Raw genomic sequence first — 17,168 nt, forward strand, 5'->3', positions numbered from 1 at the left:
CGCACTTTCACGTGAAAGTGCCGGGGTCAGTGCGGTCACGGGCCCGGCACCTGCCTGCCCTCAGGCCGCAGCGGGCAGCAGCCGCGGGCCGGGCAGCGGTCGCAGTCCGGGTTCTCCTGGGCCTGGTAGTCCGGCCCGGCCGCCGACGCCGCCGCGTCCTTCACCAGGTCCAGCCACTGCTTGCCGCCGACCTCGTCCAGCGGCGGCTGGGACCGTTCGGTCGCGCCGGTCTTGTTGTTCGCCTTCGCGACGTACACCAGCCGCGCGCCGCCGGGCTCGTTGGTGCCCTTGATCGCGCCCAGCAGCACCGCCAGCTGGTAGGCCGCCAGCTGCGGGTGCGCCTCGGCGTCCGCCGAGGACACCGGGACCTTGCCCGTCTTGATGTCCACGACCACCGGGCGCCCGTCGGCGTCCAGCTCGACGCGGTCGACCCGCCCGCGCAGCAGCACGCGGACCTCGTCCGCGCCGCCCGCGGGCAGCTCGACCTCGATGTCCTGCTCGACGCCCGCTTCCTTCAGTTCCGCACGGCTGCGTTCCAGCCACGTGACGAAGTTCTGCAGCATCTGCTCGACCCGCCGCCGCTCGCGCCGCGAGAACCACGGCGCGCCCGCGTCGACGCGGACCCAGGCCTCGTCCAGCGCGGCCTGCAGCTCGGCGGGCGTCCGGCCGGACGCGACCGCCTGCGCCAGCCCGTGCACCAGCGTCCCGGTCACCGCCGCGAGCTGCGCCGGGTCGCTGCCGCCGTGGCGCTCGATCATCCAGCGCAGCGGGCACTTCGTCAGGATTTCCACTGTGGACGGTGAGATCCGGATGAGGTCGCCCGGCGGGTGCACCGGCTCGTCGGTGGACGCCGGCAGCAGGCCGTACCACGTCGAGGGGTGCGCGCCGGGCACCTTCGCCTCGGCCAGGCGCGCGAGCTGCTTCGCCGCCCGGCGGCGGCGGACGGGGTCGGCCTTGTCGTCGCAGACGACCTCGCGCAGCTCCCCCACCAGCTCGGCGAGCACCAGCGACCGGCCAGGCGGCTTCATCCGCGAGTCGAGGCCGCCGTCGTCGGCGCCGTTCTCCTCCAGGTCGTCGAGGAACCGCGACGGCTGCTCGTCCTCGCCCGACACCGCCGTGACCAGCAGCGTCCGCTTCGCCCGGCTCATCGCGAGGTAGAACAGCCGCCGCTCCTCGGCGAGGATCGGCGCGGTCTGGGAGACGGCGTCGTCGTCGACCCCGGCCATCAGGTCCTTGAGCCGCTCGACACCCAGCACGGACCCGCGCAGCCGCAGGTCCGGCCACGCGCCCTCCTGGACCCCGGCGACGGCGACGACTGTCCATTCGCGACCCGCGGCAGCGTGCGCCGTGAGCAGTGAGACGCCCTCGGACGGGACGGCCGCCGGCGCCAGCGTGTCACCCGCGATCCGTTGCGCACCAAGGTAATCCGCGAACGAAGCAACGCTGGCCCGCGGCAGCCGGTCGACGTACCGGCCCGCCGCGTCGAACAGCGCGACGACGGCGTCGAGGTCCCGGTCGGCCTGCGCGCCCAGCGATCCACCGCGCTCGACCTGCTTGAGCAGCTTCTCTTCCAGGCCGCTTTCCCGCCACAGCTGCCACAGCACCTGCTCGACGCCGTCGCCGCGGGCCACGGCCTGGTGCGTGACGCGCAAGAGCGCGCCGACGCGCCGCACCGGCTCGGCCTCGGCGTCGGCGAGCCCGGCGAGAACGTCCCCGCCGCGCAACGCTTCCACGAGCAGTTCGTCGCTCGACCGCTGCCCGCCGCCGGCCAGTTCGAGCCGCCGCAGCCCGCGGCGCAGCCGGCGCAGCGCCAGCGGGTCCGCGCCGCCGAGCGCGGACGACAGCAGCATTTCGGCGAGGTCGACGTCGAGCAGTTCCGGCGACGGCGCGAGCTTGAGCACGGCCAGCAGCGGCCGCACCGCGGGCTGCTTGGCCAGCGGCAGTTCCTCGGTGGCCGAGCCGATCGGGACCCCGGCGGCCCGCAAAGCACGTTGCAGCACCAGGAAAGTCCGGGCGGGCGACCGGACGAGGACCGCGATCTCCGACCACGGCACGCCGTCGACGAGGTGGGCGCGGCGCAGCTGGTCGGCGATCCAGCTCGCCTCGGCCGCGGGCGTCGGCATCACGCGGACGCGGACGGTGCCGCCGGTGGCGCCCTTCGGCGGGACGATCCTGCGGTGCGGCGACGCGCCCGGCAGCGTCGCGCCGATCTTCGCCACGGCCAGGCGCACGGCCGGGGACAGCCGGTGCGACGTCGTGAGCGTGACGGTCCGGCTGCCGTCCGGGTCGGCGTCGGCGAACAGGCTCGCGTCGGCGCCACGGAAGGAGTACACGTTCTGGTCGGGATCGCCTGCGACGACGAACTCGGCCGCGGTGTGCCCGATCGTCCGGACCAGGCTGGTCTGCAGCGGGTCGAGGTGGTGGGCGTCGTCGACGAACAGGTGCCGGACGCGGGTGCGTTCGCGTTCGCGCAGCTCGTCGTCGTCCTCGAGGGCGAGCAGCGCGGAGGTGACCAGCTCGGCGGCGTCCAGCGCGGGCGCGCTCGCGACGCCGAGCGCGTTGCCGCCCGCGCCCTGCAGCTGCGTGACCTCTTCGTACTGCGCCCAGAACCGGCCGGCGGCCACCCACTCCTCCCGGCCGCGGCGGCGGCCCAGCTCGGCGAGGTCCTCCGGCCCGAGCCCGCGCTCGGCCGCCCGCATCAGCAGGTCGCGCAGCTCTTCGGCGAACCCGGGGACCATCAGGGCGGGCCGCAGCTGCTCCGGCCAGTACTCGGCGCCTTCGTCGAGGTCACCGGCCAGCAGCTCGCGGACGACGACGTCCTGCTCGGCACCGGCCAGCAGCCGCGGCGGCGGCAGTTCTTCGGCCATCGCCTCCAGCCGCAGCAGCGAATAGGCGTAGGAGTGCACGGTGCGCACGAGCGGTTCGCGGACCGTCCGCGGCAGCGCCCGTGCCTGTCCGGGGTCGCCGGTGAGGCGGCGGGTGATGTCGGCCCGCAGCGCGTCGGCGGACCTGCGGGAGGTGGTGAGCACGAGCACGCTCTCGGGATCCGCGCCCTCGGCGATGCGGCGGGTGGCGGCCGAGGCGAGCAGGGCGGTCTTGCCGGTGCCGGGCCCGCCGAGCACCCGGAGGAATCCGCCGGGCGCGGAGAGCACCCGCCGCGCGCCTTCGTCCCAGGTGAACGTGGGTGTGCCGGTGACCGGCGGGCGCACCAGCCGCGCGTCCGCCTGGGCCGTTCGCCTCGCGTTCACCCCGCGATGGAACCACGCCGGGTCCCCCGGGTGTCGCACCGGCACGGCTTAGCGCGGGTGCGTTCGGTGAAGGTGCCGCTGCGTGCGCCGGGCGGGCACGAAAAGTGTCGGTGGTGTGCGGCACAGTGTCGGTATGGACGACGTTCTGCACGAGCGGGTGCGGGAGATCATCGAGTCCGTGCCGGCAGGCACGGTCGCGACGTACGGCGACATCGCGGCGCTCGCCGGGGCGCCCTCGCCACGGATGGTCGGCGCCATCCTGGCCGAGGACGGGCACGACCTCCCGTGGCACCGGATCCTGCGCGCGAACGGAACCCCGGCACCCCACCTGGTGCACGACCAGCTCGAGCGACTGCGCGCGGAGGGCGTCCTGGCCGACGGCCAGCGCGTCGACCTGCGGAAGTACCGGTGGAAGCCGGACGGAGAGGAGGACACGGGTCCGCCAGGGCTGTTTTGAGGGAGGGTCCCGCGGGTTCCGGCCGGGTGATCGTGGTTTCGCGGCAGGCTTCCGAGCTGCCCGAGCGCCCCAAAGCGGCCCTCGCCGCACCCCAAGCGCCCCAAAGGCGGCCCTCGGCGCACCCCAAGCGCCCCAAGGTGGCCCTCGGTGCGTCCAGCGCACCCAAGGCCGCCTTGGGGCGCTACTGCCGCGCCGACAGGGTGGTGACCAGCAGCTTGACCAGCGCCCCCAGCCGCTGGCGCTCCGGCTGCAGCGTCTTCACCCCGGCCTCCTCGAGCGGCGCCGCCGTCACCGGGCCCACGCACGCCACCACCAGCGGCCCCTGCATTGCGGCCAGCAGCTCGTCGTATCGGCTGTACGACCTCGCCAGCGTCAGGAAGTTGGCCGCCGCCGGGGCGCTGGTGAAGGCCAGCGCGTCCAGCTCGCCCGCGACCGCCGCGTCGATCAGGTCGTGGACCGGCCGGACGTCCGGCGGTGTGTACCAGCGGTACGGCTGCACCTCCACCAGGGAAGCCCCGGCCTCGACGAGCAGGGCCGTGTGCTCCGGCAGCGGCGTCCCGTGCAGCTGGACGGCCACCCGCTCCCCGGCGACCCCGGCCGCCGCCACCGCGCCGAACAGCTCCGCGTTCGATTCGGACTCCGCCGAAAACGCCTCCCGGAGCCCGGCTCCGCGGACCGCGCCGACCGCCTTCGGGCCGCGGGCGAAGATCCGCGACTCCCCCAGGTGGTCCAGCAGGCGCTCGCGGAGTCCCCAGCCTTCGGCCGCGTCGAGCCAGCCGCGGAAGCCCGCGCCCGTCGTGACCACCGTGCAGCCCACCGGCGCCGCCAATACCGCCTCCGTGCCCGTGCGCAGCTGCGGGTCGGCGTCCAGCGGGACGATCGTGATCGTCGGCGCGTGCCGGACCTGGGCGCCGGAGCGCTCGAGGGCCGCGATGAACTCGCCCGCCCGGCGTTCGGCCGTGACGCCGATGGCGATCCCGCTCAGCTCACCCATAGAACGCGCCCATCTCCTCGATCGCTTCCGCCAGTTCCGCACGCAGGTCCGCCGGGGCGAGAACCTCCAGGTGCGGCCCGAAACGCAGCAGCTCGCCGATGGCCGGTTCGCCCGGTTCCACCGGCAGCTCGACGGTGAGCCAGCCGTCCGCGTCGGGCTCGTGGGGACACTCTCGCAGTGCGCGGGCCCCCACGGAACCTGCGTAGAACGGTACGAGAGCCTGCGCCCGGGGCGACAGCCGCACCACGGCCACGCGCGGGAACATCCGGCGTTCGAACTGCTCGGACCACTCCTGCCAGTACTTCGCGAGGTCGAACCCCGCCGGCCGCTCGAACACCTCACCCAGGTCGGTCAGCTCCAGCACCCGCGAAATCCGGTAGGTGCGGTCGGTGCCGTCGCAGCGGCCGGCGAGGTACCAGTTACCCGCCTTGAGGATCAGCCCGAGCGGCTCGATCTCCCGCTCGACGACGCGCTGCCCCCACCGTTCGTAGCGGATCCGGATGCGGCGCGACGACCACACGGCGTCGGCGACCGCCGACAGCGTCGGCAGGCTCTCGATGCCGCGGTGCCAGCCCGGGACGTCCAGGTAGAAGCGCTCGGCGACGCGGCCGGCGCGGTCGCGCAGCTCGGCGGGCAGCGCGGCGTAGAGCTTGAGCTGCGCCGCCGCGAGGACCGTGCCGAGCCCCAGCTCGGCCGCGGCGACGGGCAGCCCGGCCAGCGACAGCGACTGGGCCTCTTCCTCGGTCATCCCGGTCAGCCGGGTGCGGTAGCCGTCGACCAGCCGGTAGCCGCCGGTCCGGCCCCGGTCGGCGTAGACCGGCACACCGGACGCCGACAGCGCGTCGATGTCCCGGTAGACCGTCCGCACCGAGACCTCCAGCTCTCCGGCCAGCTCCTCGGCCGTCATCCGGCCGCGGTTCTGCAGCAGCAGGAGGACGGACAGCAGACGGCTCGCGCGCATCCCCGGATTCTGGCAGAAAATCCTGACACAAGCTGACAGGTATGCCCGGCAGAGTACGTCCCATGAACGCATTCACCACGAAGAGCTGGGAAGAAAAGCTGGTCAGCGGCACCGAAGGCGGCCCGCGGGTGGCGCACGCACGCGCCACGATGGTCTACAGCGGCGTCCTCGAGGGCGAGTCGAGCTGCGACCTTCTGCTGTACTACGCGGGCGAAGGCTACGACAGCGGCCAGACCACTTCGCCGAGCTTCGAGCGTTTCGAGGGCAAGGTGGACGGTCGCGAAGGGACGTTCATCGTGCGCCACGAGTACACGTTCGACGCGAAGGGCATCGCCTCGACGTTCACCGTCGTCCCCGGCTCGGGGACCGGCGAGCTGGCCGGGCTGACCGGCAGCGGCACGTCCGGCGGCGCGCTGGGCGAGGACAAGCTGGGCTACACGTTCGAGTACGCGCTCTAGGAGCCACCGATGGACCGTCGCCAGGTACTCGCCTACCGCATCGCCGAGCACGGGCTGCACCGCACCGCGCGGGACGTGGCCGGCCTGGGTGTCGTCCGGGCCGGGCTGCAGGACAGCATGCGCGATACCGCGCTGCTGGCACTGGTGGCCCGGCTCGGCGGCGAGGTGTCCCTGACCGACGAGCGGCTGGTCCTGGCGTGGACGTTGCGCGGCGCGCCGCACTACCACCTCCGTGAGGACCTGCCGGAAGTGATCCGCGCGCTGGTCCCGCTGGACGACGCGGACGCGCTGGCCCGCATGACGTGGCAGCGCAAGGAACTGGCGGCGACCGGCCTGGCGGCGGCCGAGGTGGTGTTCACCGCGGCGGCCGCCATCCGCAAGGTCGTCACCGCGCCGATGACGAAGGGCGCGGTCTCGGCCGCGGTGACCAAGCGCCTGCCGCCGGGGTTCTCGCGCTGGTGCCGCGGCTGCAACGCGACGCACATCCACGAGCAGCTGATGCGCATCGCGACGCCGCACGCGGGCGTCCGCCTGGTCGCGGGGGCCTCCCCGGCGACGCTGGCCCCGCTGGAGGGCCGCGGCCGCATGCGCCGCACCCCGGACCCCACGGCGGCGGCGAAGGTGATCGCGGACTACCTGCGCCTCAACGGCCCGGCCGCCCCGGGCGACGCGGCGGAGTACGTCGGCACGGCCCGCGCGGTGGTCGACCGCACGTGGCCGCCGGACCTGGCGGAGGTGACGGTGGAGGGCCGCCGAAGGTACCTGCCGGCATCCAGCCTGGCGGCGCTGGAGAGCCCACCGGAGCCGGACGTGGTGCGGCTGCTGCCCCCGTGGGACCCGTTCGTCCAGGCGCGAGACAAGGAGCTGCTGGTCCCGGATCCCGCGCGCCGCAAGGAGGTCTGGAAGATGCTGGGCAACCCGGGAGTCCTGCTGGCGGACGGCGACATCGCGGGCGTCTGGCGAGCGAAGGCGAGCGGAGCGAAGCTGACGATCACAGTGACGGCCTTCGACCCACTGCGCCCGGCGGCCCGCGAGGAGGCCGAAGCCGAGGCGGCCCGCGTGGCGGCGGCGCGCGGATTCGAGAAGCACGCGGTCACCTGGGTGGGCTGATTTCCCTGCTCGACTTTCCGGGGCGGGCCCGCGGGGGCGCCCCCCGTTTTCCACTCTACCGGCTGGCACCGACAGTTTCGGGTTTCCTCAAGCGCCCCAAGGCGGCCTTGGCGCAGCACCGTGGCCGACCTGCGTCTCCCGGTGCGGTGTCTTGAATGACTCATTCAGGTCCTCGGAGGTCCTGAATGAGTCATTCAAGACGCTGAAGTGAGCCACTCCCAGCCGCACCCGCGCGCTCTGGCCCGGCCGGGAGGTCACCGCCCAAGGCCGTCACAGGCTGCGAGCCTCGATGTCCCCGTAAGCCGTCGTCGCCTGGATCACCACCTTCGGCGTACCCGAGGCGTTCTGCAGGGCGTTGCGGATCCGGCCGTGGCTGGTCCCCGCGTCGAGGGACGCCGACACCCCCGCCGCCACGCCCACCGACACCGAACCGGCCTGGGTGCTCAGCACCAGCATGCCGGTCGCCGCCTCCGTAATCCGGATGTCGCCCTTGCTCGTGGTGATCCCGGCCGAGCCCGTGAGACGGCCGACCGAAATGTCGCCGGCCTGTGTGGTCAGCCGGAGGCCCGACGCCTCCTCCAGCGTGATGTCCCCCTGCGCACTCTCCACGGTCACCTCGCCGAGCCGTCCGGTGCTGTGCAGCTCCGTGCTCGCCGCCTTGGCCGAGACGCTGGAACCCGCGGGCAGCTCGACGACGACCTCGATTGCGCCGGACGGCCCGAAGTACTGCTTCGAAGCCGAAGCCGTGATCCGCAGGACGCCGTCGCGGAAGTCGATCTCGGCCTGCTCCGCCAGCTTGACGTCCCGGCGGAGAGCCGGGTCGGCGGGGCGGACGGACACAGTGGTCTCGGCGCGCTCGGAGCCCGTGAACCGGATGCGGCCCGCCGGGATGTCGAGGACGGTGGTGATCGGGGCGGGGGTGGTGAACTTCTGCATGATGTTTCTCCTGAAGGTTGTTTCCTGGTGTGAAACCACCTTCGCCGGGCAGGCTGACACCCCGCAGCCATGGCGCTGACACTGAGCGACGCCGGCGGCATGAACGAGTCGTCAGGCGTCCACCGCCAGCCGGTAGCCGCGCTTCACCACCGTCTGGACCACCTTGCCGCCGCCCAGTGACGTCCGGAGCCGTCCGATTGCCGTCTCCACCGCGTGCTCCTCGCCGCCGCCCGGGAGGGCCGCGATCAGCTCGCGGCGGGACACCACCCTTCCCGGGGACGCCGCCAGTGCGCGCAGCAGCGCCATCGGGGCCGGGGCCACCTCGCGCCACTCGCCGTCGACGATGGCCGCCTGGCCGCGTAGCTCGATCGAGTGGCCGCCCGCGCGCAGGCGCGGGGAGCGCGTCACCAGTGTCTCCGCCACCGTGCGGGCCAGCGCGCCGATGCGTGCTCGCTGCGGCTGGACCGTCGGGATTCCCATGGCCGCCAGCGGGCCCGCCGTGATCGGGCCGACGCACGCCGCCACCACCGGGCCCGACAGGGCCGAGACCAGCCCCGGCAGCCGTCCGGTGCGGCGGGCCAGCGCGATCAGGGACGCCGCCGCCGGGGCGCTGGTGAACGGCAGCGCGTGGATCGCGCCGTCCAGGACGCCGTCCAGGAGCCGGTCCACCGGGCCCGGGTCCGCCGGGGCCACCCAGCGGTACACCGAGATCTCGATGACCTCCGCACCCGCCGCGCGCAACGTGTCCACAAAGTACGGCAGTGGCTCGCCGTGCAGCTGCACCGCGATCCGCATGCCCTCGACCCCCGAGGAGAGCAGGTGCTGCAGCAGTTCCGCGTTGCTCTCCGACGCGGGCGAGTACGCCTCCGAGAGCCCGGCCGCCCGCAGGGCGCCGGTCACCTTCGGCCCGCGGGCCAGCAGCGAAGCCGACGACAGCCGCGCGAGCAGCGAATCCCCCAGCCCCCAGCCTTCGGCCGCTTCCAGCCAGCCACGGAAGCCGATGCCGGTCGTGGCCACCACCGCGTCGACCGGCGAGTCCAGCAGCCGCGTGGTGGCTTCGTGCAGTTCGGTGTCGTCCGTCAGCGGGACGATCCGGATCGCCGGCCCGTAGCGGACGCTCGCCCCCTTGCGCACCAGCAGCGCGCCGAGCTCGTCGGCCCGGCGCGCCGCGGTGATGCCGATGACGAAACCGGCAAGCGGGAGGACATCGGTCACGCAGACTCCACTTCGACCACGCCTTCCCGCACACGCACCCCGAACACCGGGACCGAAACGCCTTCGGCGTCCAGGCACTCGCCGCTGTCGAGGGCGAACCGTTCCTTGTAGACCGGCGACGCGACCACCGGGACACCGCCCGCGTCCCCGACGATGCCGCGCGAAAGGACCGCCGCGCCACTGCACGGGTCCCAGTTGGACAGTGCGTAGAACCGGTCGCCCGGCAGGCGGAAGATCGCCACCTGCACGCCGCCGTCGAGCAGCGCCGCCACCCCGGCGTACTCGGGGACCGCGACGGCGGGGCAGACCGCCGTCCAGGTTCGTTCGATGGACGTCGTCATCGGCGCACCTCCGGAACTCCCAGCATGACGGGCACTTTCTGGTTGCGCTCCTCGCGGAACGAGATGGCCGGGTCCGGCGTGCCCGGCGCGTTGACGAACGAGGTGAAGCGGGCCAGCTTCTCCGGGTCCTCCAGCACGCCCTTCCACTCGTCGGCGTAGTTGTCGACGTGCTTGGCCATCGCCGCGTCGAGGTCCTCGCAGATGCCGAGCGAGTCGTCGACGATCACCGCGCGCAGGTGGTCGAGACCACCCTCCATCTCCTCGATCCACGGCGCGGTCCGCTGCAGCCGGTCGGCCGTGCGCACGTAGAACATGAGGAACCGGTCGATGGTGCGGATCAGCGTCTCGGTGTCCACATCGGACACCAGCAGGTCCGCGTGCCGCGGGGTGGTGCCGCCGTTGCCGCCGACGTAGAGGTTCCAGCCCTTCTCCGTGGCGATGACGCCGAAGTCCTTGCCCCGCGCCTCCGCGCACTCCCGCGCGCAGCCGGAGACCGCGGACTTGAGCTTGTGCGGCGAGCGCAGGCCGCGGTAGCGCAGCTCCAGCTCGATCGCGAGCCCGACGCTGTCCTGGACGCCGTAGCGGCACCACGTCGACCCGACGCACGACTTCACCGTGCGCAGTGCCTTGCCGTAGGCGTGGCCGGACTCGAACCCGGCGTCGACGAGCTTGCGCCAGATCAGCGGCAGCTGGTCCACAGTGGCCCCGAACAGGTCGATCCGCTGGCCGCCGGTGATCTTGGTGTAGAGCCCGAACTCCTTGGCCACCTCACCGATCACGATCAGCTTCTCGGGCGTGATCTCGCCGCCGGGGATCCGCGGCACGACCGAGTAGGTGCCGTTGCGCTGCAGGTTGGCCAGGTAGCGGTCGTTGGTGTCCTGCAACGTCATCTGCTCGCCGCCGAGCACGTGCCCGTTGCCGAGCGTGGCCAGGATGGACGCCACGGCCGGCTTGCAGATCGCGCAGCCGCTGCCCGAGCCGTAGCGGGCGATCAGCTCGCTGAACGTCGTGATCTGCGTAGCCTGGACGATCTCGAACAGCTCGGCGCGCGACTGTGGGAAGTGCTCGCAGAGCGCCTTCGACTGCTCGACCCCGGCCGCGCTGAGCAGCTTGCCCAGCAGCGGGACGCACGAGCCGCAGGCCGTGCCCGCCCGGGTGCAGGCCTTGAGCTTCGGGACGGTGTCGCAGCCGTCCTCGTGGATGGCCTGGTTGATCGCGCCCTTGGACACCGCGTTGCACGAGCAGATCTGCGCCGCGTCCGGCAGCGCGTCGACGCCGACCGCGGCGCCGCCGCCCGCCGGGGCGAGGATCGCGCCCGGCTCGGCAGGCAGCGGACGGCCGACCAGCGCCCGCAGCGTGTTGTACTCGGTCGCGTCGCCGACGAGCACGCCGCCGAGCAGCGTCTTGCCGTCGTCGGTGACGACGAGCTTCTTGTACGTCCCGGCGACCGCGTCGTTGACGGCGACTTCCAGCGCGCCCTCGGTCGTCGCGTGGGCGTCGCCGAAGGAGGCGACGTCGACGCCCATCAGCTTGAGCTTCGTGGAGGTGTCCGGCTCCGGGAACGTCCCCGAACCACCCGTGAGCTGCGCGGCGACGATCTCCGCCATCGCGTAGCCGGGGGCGACGATGCCGTACACCTTGCCCTCGACCGCGGCGCATTCGCCGATCGCGTAGATCGCCGGGTCGCTGGTGCGGCAGGACGCGTCGGTGAGGACACCGCCGCGGGGGCCCAGCTCCAGGCCGGACTGCCGGGCGAGGTCGTCACGCGGCCGGACGCCTGCGGAGAACACGACCAGGTCGACGTCCAGCTCGGTGCCGTTGCCCAGCTTGGCCAGCAGCCGCGTGCCGTCGGCCTCGATCGCGTCGGTCGACGTTCCCGTGTGGACGGTGACGTCGAGGTTGGTGATCAGCCGCCGCAGCAGCGAACCGCCGCCCTCGTCGACCTGCAGCGGCATCAGCCGCGGCGCCATCTCGACGACGTGCGGGGACAAACCCATGTCCCGCAACGCCTTCGCGGCCTCCAGGCCGAGCAGGCCACCGCCGATGACGACGGCCGAGCGGCGGCCGCGGCCCGGCTTCTCGACCGCGGCCTCGCGGATGGCGTCGAGGTCCTCGATGGTCCGGTAGACGAAGCAGCCGGGCAGGTCGTGCCCCGGGACCGGCGGCACGAACGGCCGCGAGCCGGTCGCCAGCACCAGGGCGTCGTACGGCTGCACCGCACCGGAGGCCGTGGTGACCGTCTTCGCGGCGCGGTCCACCTCGGTGACCAGCTCGCCGAGCCGCAGCTCGACGTGCGGGTCGCCGGCGTAGTCCGCGCCGGGCAGTGCCAGCGAAGCCGGGTCCCACGTGTCCACATAGGACGTGAGGGCCACCCGGTCGTACGCCGGGCGCAGCTCCTCGGCCAGGACGACGATGTGCCAGGTTCCCTGTGGGTCTTCCGCGCGCACCGCCTCCACCAGCCGATGCGCGACCATGCCGTGTCCGGCGACGACCAAGGTGGGCATGTCAGACCTCCGCTCCCGCGAGCGCGAGACCGCGCTCGCTCGTCGGTTGTACGGCGGGCTTGCGCAGGTACACCGCCCAGGTGACGGCGAAGCACAGCCCGTAGAAGACCAGGAAGCCGATGAAGGCGGGGACACCGCTCTTCGTGTCGGCGAACGACTGCCGGAAGGCGAGGTTGATGAACAGGCCACCCTCGGCACCGATCGCGCCTGCCAGGCCGATCAGCGCGCCGGACAGGCGCCGCGCCTTGAGCAGCTCGGCCGTTTCCCCGGCACCGTTGGCGATCGCGACCTTCGCCTTGGCGCGGAAGATCGCCGGGATCATCTTGTACGTCGAGCCGTTGCCGATGCCGGTGAGCACGAACAGCACGATGAACGCGATCGTGAACAGCACCAGCGACTTCGACGTCGAAGCCAGGATCAGCACGACCGTCGCCAGCGCCATCCCGATGAAGGTGGCGAAGGTGACCTTGCCGCCGCCGATGCGGTCGGCCAGCCAGCCACCGGTGGGCCGCGAGAGCGAGCCGAGCAGCGGGCCGAGGAACGTCACCGCGGCCGCCTGCAGCGGGGTGCGGCCGAACTGGTTCTGCAGCACCAGGCCGAAGGCGAAGCTGTAGCCGATGAACGAGCCGAAGGTGCCGATGTACAGGAACGACATCACCCAGGTGTGCGGGTCCTTGACGACCTCGCGCATCGCCTTGGTGTCACCCTTCACGGTGGCGAGGTTGTCCATGTAGAAGTACGCGCACACCGCGGCGATGACGATCAGCGGGAGGTAGATGTAGAGCACCAGCCGCGGCGCGGTCGCGCCCGCCGTGCCGATCACCAGCAGCCCGACCAGCTGGATCGCCGCCACGCCGAGGTTGCCGCCACCGGCGTTGAGGCCCAGGGCCCAGCCCTTGTGCTTTTCGGGGTAGAAGGTGTTGATGTTCGTCATCGACGACGCGAAGTTGCCGCCGCCCACCCCGCCGAGGGCGGCGACGATCAGGAAGGTGCCGAGCGACGTGCCGGGGTGCAGCACGATCGCGGCCAGCGTGGTCGGGATCAGCAGCAGGACCGCGGACACGACCGTCCAGTTGCGACCGCCGAACTTCGCCACGGCGAAGGTGTAGGGCAGCCGCATCAGGCCGCCGATCAGCGTCGGCGTCGAGACGAGCAGGAACTTGTCGGCGGGCGAGAAGCCGTAGTCCTTGCCCATGAACAGGACGATGACCGACCACAGTGTCCAGATCGAGAAGCCGATGTGCTCGGCGAAGACCGAGAACCAGAGGTTGCGGCGGGCGATCTTCTTACCGGTGGACTCCCAGAACTCCTCGTTCTCCGGTTCCCAGTGCTCGATCCAGTGCTTTCCTTGGTGCGCCACGGAGTTCTCCTCAGTGCGGGTCGGGTCGGTCATTGCGCCGCGAGCCAGTTGGCGATGCCGCCGACGGTGTCGGAGCACCCGCCGCATCCCGTCGTCGCTCGCGTGGCCCGCGCCAGTGCGGGAGTGTCGGTGGCCCCGGCCTTCCAGGCCTCGATGAGCCGGCCCTTGGTGACGTTGTTGCAGCGGCAGATGACCGCCGCCGCGGGCAGGTCGGCCGGACTGGCCGCCGGGGTGCTGCCGCTGGGCAGCGCCCGGCCGAGCAGGACGGCGAGCCGGTCTTCCGGCAGCGGCGTCCCGCGGTCGTGGAACTGGGTGATGGTCGCGGCCGCGTCGGGCAGGCCGAGCAGGATCGCGCCGGTCACCCGGTTTTCCCGGACGACGAGCTTGCCGTACCGGCCACCGGTGGGGTCGTTGAAGGTGAGCACCTCGGCGCCGTTGTCGGATGCTTCCAGCTGGGTCTCGCCGAGCGCGGCGAGGTCGATGCCGCGGGCCTTGAGCCGGGTGACGGCCGTGGTGCCGCGGTAGCGGGCCGCCGCGTTCGTCCCGGTCAGGACGTCGGCGAGGACTTCGGCCTGTTCCCACGCGGGCTGGATCAGCCCGGCGGGGGCGCCGGGGTGGCGGGCGCAGTCGCCGAGGGCGTGGATGCGGCCGTCACTGGTGCGCAGCGTGTCGTCGACCAGGATGCCCCGGTCGACGTCGAGCCCGGCCTCGGCGGCCAGGCGGGTCTCGGGGCGGACGCCTGCGGCGACGACCACCAGGTCGGCGGGGACGAGGCTGCCGTCGTCGAGCTTGAGGCCGTCGCCGGGCAGGTAGCGGGCGGCGGTGGCACCGAACTTGAACGTCACGCCCATGTCGGTGAGCTGGCGGGCCAGCACGTGCCCGGCGGCCGGGTCGAGCTGGCGTTCCATGACGTGCCCCAGCGGGTGCACGACGGTGACCTGGTTGCCGCGCCCGGCCAGGCCGCGGGCGGCTTCGAGGCCGAGCAGGCCGCCGCCGAGCACCGCGACCGGCGCGCCGAAGCGGGCGGCGTCGAGGATCTTGGCGCAGTCGTCGAGGCTGCGGAAGGCGACCACGCCCGGCCCGGATTCGAGGCCTTCGACCGGCGGGATCCACGGGTTCGCGCCGGTGGCCAGCACGAGGGCGTCGTAGTCCACAGTGGATCCGTCGAGCAGCTCGACGCAGCGCTTCTCGCGGTCGATGCGTTCGACGTCGACGCCGAGCCGCAGGTCGATGTTGTGCCGCTGCGCCCATTCGTCGTCGTGGAGGCGGACGCTCTCAGCGCTCATCCCGCCCGCGACGACGGCCGACAGCAGCACCCGGTTGTAGGCCGCGTGCTTCTCGGCACCGAGGACGGTCAGCCGGACGCGCTCGGCGATCGGGTCCCGGCGGCGGATCTCGTCGGCGAGCCGGGCTCCGGCCATGCCGTAGCCGACGATGACGACTTCACGAGGCTTCACGCGGCACCATCCACAGTAGACAGGGAAACGGCACACACCTTGAACTCCGGCATCCGGGAAACCGGATCGAGCGCCGGGTTGGTGAGCAGATTGGCGCGCTGCTCGCCGGGGAAGTGGAACGGCAGGAAGACCAGATCAGGCCTGAGCGACTGGGCGAACCGCACCTTGGCGATGGTCTCGCCACGCCGCGACCGGACCAGCGCCCGGTCGCCCTCTTCGAGCCCGGCGCGCTTGGCGGTGTCCGGGTGCACCTCGACGAACGCCTCCGGCACGACCTCGTTCAGCTCCCCGATCAGCCGCGTCTGCGCGCCCGACTGGTAGTGCTGGAGCACGCGGCCGGTGGTGGCCTGCAAGGGGAACTCCTCGTCCGGCACTTCGGCCGGGCCGGTGTGGTCGACCGGGACGAACCGTGCGCGGCCGTCCGGGTGGGCGAAGCGGTCGAGGAACATCCGCGGCGTGCCGGGGTGGTCGTCGGCCGGGACGGGCCAGTGCAGGGCCTCGCCAGCGCGCAGCCGGTCGTAGCTGACACCGGAGTAGTCGGCGATCCCGCCCTTGGACGCGATCCGCAGCTCCTCGAACACCGTCTCGGCGTCGGTGGGGAACCGGTTTTCCGGCTGTCCCAGCCGCCGCGCGAGTCCATTGAGGACGTCCAGATCGGATCGGACGCCCTGCGGGGCGTCCAAGGCCTTGCGGCGCAGCAGGATGCGGCCTTCGAGGTTGGTGAGCGTGCCGTCCTCCTCGGCCCACTGGGTGACCGGCAGGACGACGTCGGCGAGCGCCGCGGTCTCCGAGAGCACGAAGTCCGCGACGACGAGGAAGTCCAGTGCGGCCAGCCGGTCCTGGACGCGCTGCGAGCGCGGCGCCGAGACGACGACGTTGCTGCCGAAGACCATCAGGGCCTTCGGGCCGTCTTCCTGGCCGAGTGCTTCGAGCAGTTCGGTGGCCGAGCGGCCGGGCCCGGGCAAGCTGCCGGCGTCGACGCCCCACACGCCGGCGACGTACTCGCGGGCGGCCGGGTCGTCGAGCTTGCGGTAGCCGGGGAGCTGGTCGGCCTTCTGACCGTGCTCGCGCCCGCCCTGGCCGTTGCCCTGGCCGGTGAGGCAGCCGTAGCCGGACCCCTGGCGGCCCGGCAGGCCGAGCGCGAGGGCGAGGTTGATCCAGGCGCCGACCGTGGCGGTGCCGGTGGCGTGCTGCTCGGTGCCGCGCGCGGTGAGGATGTAGGCGTTGCGGGCGTTGGCGAGCTTTTCGGCGGCGAAGCGCATGTCGGCGGCCGAGACCCCGGTGACGCGCTCGGCGCGCTCGGGCCACCACCCCGCGACGATCCGCCACATCTCGCCGAACCCGCTGGTCCGGTCGTCCACATAGGACTTGTCGAGGTGGCCGTCGGCGACGACGGCGTGCAGGATGCCCAGCGCCAGCGCGAGGTCCGTGCCCGGTGCGGGGGCGAGGTGCAGGCTGGCCAGCTCGGCGGTCGGGGTGCGCCGCGGGTCGACGACGATCAGGTCGACGCCCCGCAGGTGCTGGGTGAACGGCGGCATGGTCTCGGCGGGGTTCGCCCCGGCGAGCAGCACGACGTCGGCCTGCTTGAGGTCGGTGACGGGGAACGGCATCCCGCGGTCGGCCCCGAAGGCCTTGATCCCCGCGGCGGCGGCCGAGGACATGCAGAACCGGCCGTTGTAGTCGATCTGCGAGGTGCCGAGCGCGACGCGGGCGAACTTGCCGAGCAGGTAGGCCTTCTCGTTGGTCAGTCCCCCGCCGCCGAAGATCGCGGTCGCGTCCGGACCGTGGGCTTCGCGGATCTCGGCGAGCTTGCGGGCGACGTGGTCGAGGGCGAAGTCCCAGCTGACCGGCTCGAGCACGCCGTTGACGCGCAGCAGCGGCGTGGTCAGCCGCTTCGGGCTGGTCAGGAGGCTGCCGGAGGTCCAGCCCTTCTGGCACAGGCCCCCGGCGTTGACCGGGAAGTCCCGCGGCGTGACGCGGGCGCCGTCGAGGCTCATCCCGCACTGCAGGGCGCAGTACGGGCAGTGGGTGTCGACCTGCGGCACGGGGCACCTCCTCGGCGTCTTGGACTGGCCATGACGCTAAGGAGGCCGTGTTACTCGGAATCGACCGAATGTTTCAGGCAGT

Annotated in this window: 13 protein-coding genes; 3 read left to right on the forward strand and 10 right to left on the reverse strand. The window is 72.7% G+C overall.

The genetic code is table 11. The annotated features are described in order from the left end of the window. Positions 1–35: 35 nt before the first annotated feature. On the reverse strand, positions 36–3,209 hold the full coding sequence (locus ABJI51_RS31835; RefSeq protein WP_348955008.1) for an ATP-dependent helicase: 3,174 nt from the start codon (positions 3,207–3,209) through the stop codon (positions 36–38). A 172-nt stretch (positions 3,210–3,381) separates the two neighbouring features. On the opposite strand from ABJI51_RS31835, the gene ABJI51_RS31840 reads away from it, so the two are divergent. Next, positions 3,382–3,705, forward strand: coding sequence for an MGMT family protein (locus ABJI51_RS31840; RefSeq protein ID WP_348954755.1), 324 nt, complete (start codon positions 3,382–3,384; stop codon positions 3,703–3,705). Between the two features lie 181 nt (positions 3,706–3,886). Here ABJI51_RS31840 and ABJI51_RS31845 read toward each other — a convergent pair whose 3' ends face one another. Beyond that, on the reverse strand, positions 3,887–4,699 hold the full coding sequence (locus ABJI51_RS31845) for a uroporphyrinogen-III synthase (RefSeq protein WP_348954756.1): 813 nt from the start codon (positions 4,697–4,699) through the stop codon (positions 3,887–3,889). Beyond that, entirely contained in the window at positions 4,692–5,660 is a 969-nt protein-coding gene (locus ABJI51_RS31850) for a helix-turn-helix transcriptional regulator (protein ID WP_348954757.1), read from the reverse strand. The genes ABJI51_RS31845 and ABJI51_RS31850 overlap by 8 nt, the downstream gene beginning before the upstream one ends. A gap of 62 nt (positions 5,661–5,722) precedes the next feature. Here ABJI51_RS31850 and ABJI51_RS31855 point away from each other — a divergent pair, with 62 nt between their 5' ends. Next, complete coding sequence (locus ABJI51_RS31855; protein WP_348954758.1) at positions 5,723–6,118, forward strand: DUF3224 domain-containing protein; 396 nt, start codon at positions 5,723–5,725, stop codon at positions 6,116–6,118. 9 nt (positions 6,119–6,127) lie between these two features. After that, positions 6,128–7,228, forward strand: coding sequence for a DNA glycosylase AlkZ-like family protein (locus tag ABJI51_RS31860; RefSeq protein WP_348954759.1), 1,101 nt, complete (start codon positions 6,128–6,130; stop codon positions 7,226–7,228). 270 nt (positions 7,229–7,498) lie between these two features. On the opposite strand, the gene ABJI51_RS31865 is transcribed toward ABJI51_RS31860, so the two are convergent. From ABJI51_RS31865 to ABJI51_RS31895, 7 genes are all read right to left on the reverse strand, one after another. Further along, a complete protein-coding gene (locus ABJI51_RS31865; RefSeq protein WP_348954760.1) occupies positions 7,499–8,164 on the reverse strand; it encodes a DUF4097 family beta strand repeat-containing protein in 666 nt (221 codons plus the stop codon). Between the two features lie 111 nt (positions 8,165–8,275). Further along, the gene (locus ABJI51_RS31870; protein WP_348954761.1) at positions 8,276–9,379 is read right to left on the reverse strand and encodes a uroporphyrinogen-III synthase; all 1,104 of its coding nucleotides are present in this window, start codon (positions 9,377–9,379) and stop codon (positions 8,276–8,278) included. Next, complete coding sequence (nirD, locus tag ABJI51_RS31875) at positions 9,376–9,720, reverse strand: nitrite reductase small subunit NirD (RefSeq protein WP_348954762.1); 345 nt, start codon at positions 9,718–9,720, stop codon at positions 9,376–9,378. Before nirD ends, ABJI51_RS31870 begins: the two co-directional genes overlap by 4 nt. Then, a complete protein-coding gene (gene nirB / locus ABJI51_RS31880) occupies positions 9,717–12,224 on the reverse strand; it encodes a nitrite reductase large subunit NirB (RefSeq protein WP_348954763.1) in 2,508 nt (835 codons plus the stop codon). Before nirB ends, nirD begins: the two co-directional genes overlap by 4 nt. A 1-nt stretch (position 12,225) precedes the next feature. Beyond that, a complete protein-coding gene (locus tag ABJI51_RS31885) occupies positions 12,226–13,617 on the reverse strand; it encodes a nitrate/nitrite transporter (protein ID WP_348954764.1) in 1,392 nt (463 codons plus the stop codon). After that, positions 13,614–15,041, reverse strand: coding sequence for an FAD-dependent oxidoreductase (locus tag ABJI51_RS31890; RefSeq protein ID WP_348954765.1), 1,428 nt, complete (start codon positions 15,039–15,041; stop codon positions 13,614–13,616). The genes ABJI51_RS31885 and ABJI51_RS31890 overlap by 4 nt, the downstream gene beginning before the upstream one ends. Next, a complete protein-coding gene (locus ABJI51_RS31895) occupies positions 15,038–17,086 on the reverse strand; it encodes a molybdopterin oxidoreductase family protein (RefSeq protein ID WP_348954766.1) in 2,049 nt (682 codons plus the stop codon). Before ABJI51_RS31895 ends, ABJI51_RS31890 begins: the two co-directional genes overlap by 4 nt. Positions 17,087–17,168: the final 82 nt, after the last annotated feature.

This window comes from Amycolatopsis melonis (assembly GCF_040064235.1).
GTDB lineage: Bacteria > Actinomycetota > Actinomycetes > Mycobacteriales > Pseudonocardiaceae > Amycolatopsis > Amycolatopsis melonis.

Bases quoted from the DNA above. Each gene is read 5' to 3' on its own strand.
- ABJI51_RS31840 (WP_348954755.1), top strand. From the start codon at position 3,382: ATGGACGACGTTCTGCACGAGCGGGTGCGGGAGATCATCGAGTCCGTG.
- ABJI51_RS31845 (WP_348954756.1), bottom strand. From the start codon at position 4,699: ATGGGTGAGCTGAGCGGGATCGCCATCGGCGTCACGGCCGAACGCCGG.
- ABJI51_RS31850 (WP_348954757.1), bottom strand. From the start codon at position 5,660: ATGCGCGCGAGCCGTCTGCTGTCCGTCCTCCTGCTGCTGCAGAACCGC.
- ABJI51_RS31855 (WP_348954758.1), top strand. From the start codon at position 5,723: ATGAACGCATTCACCACGAAGAGCTGGGAAGAAAAGCTGGTCAGCGGC.
- ABJI51_RS31860 (WP_348954759.1), top strand. From the start codon at position 6,128: ATGGACCGTCGCCAGGTACTCGCCTACCGCATCGCCGAGCACGGGCTG.
- ABJI51_RS31865 (WP_348954760.1), bottom strand. From the start codon at position 8,164: ATGCAGAAGTTCACCACCCCCGCCCCGATCACCACCGTCCTCGACATC.
- nirD (WP_348954762.1), bottom strand. From the start codon at position 9,720: ATGACGACGTCCATCGAACGAACCTGGACGGCGGTCTGCCCCGCCGTC.
- nirB (WP_348954763.1), bottom strand. From the start codon at position 12,224: ATGCCCACCTTGGTCGTCGCCGGACACGGCATGGTCGCGCATCGGCTG.
- ABJI51_RS31885 (WP_348954764.1), bottom strand. From the start codon at position 13,617: ATGACCGACCCGACCCGCACTGAGGAGAACTCCGTGGCGCACCAAGGA.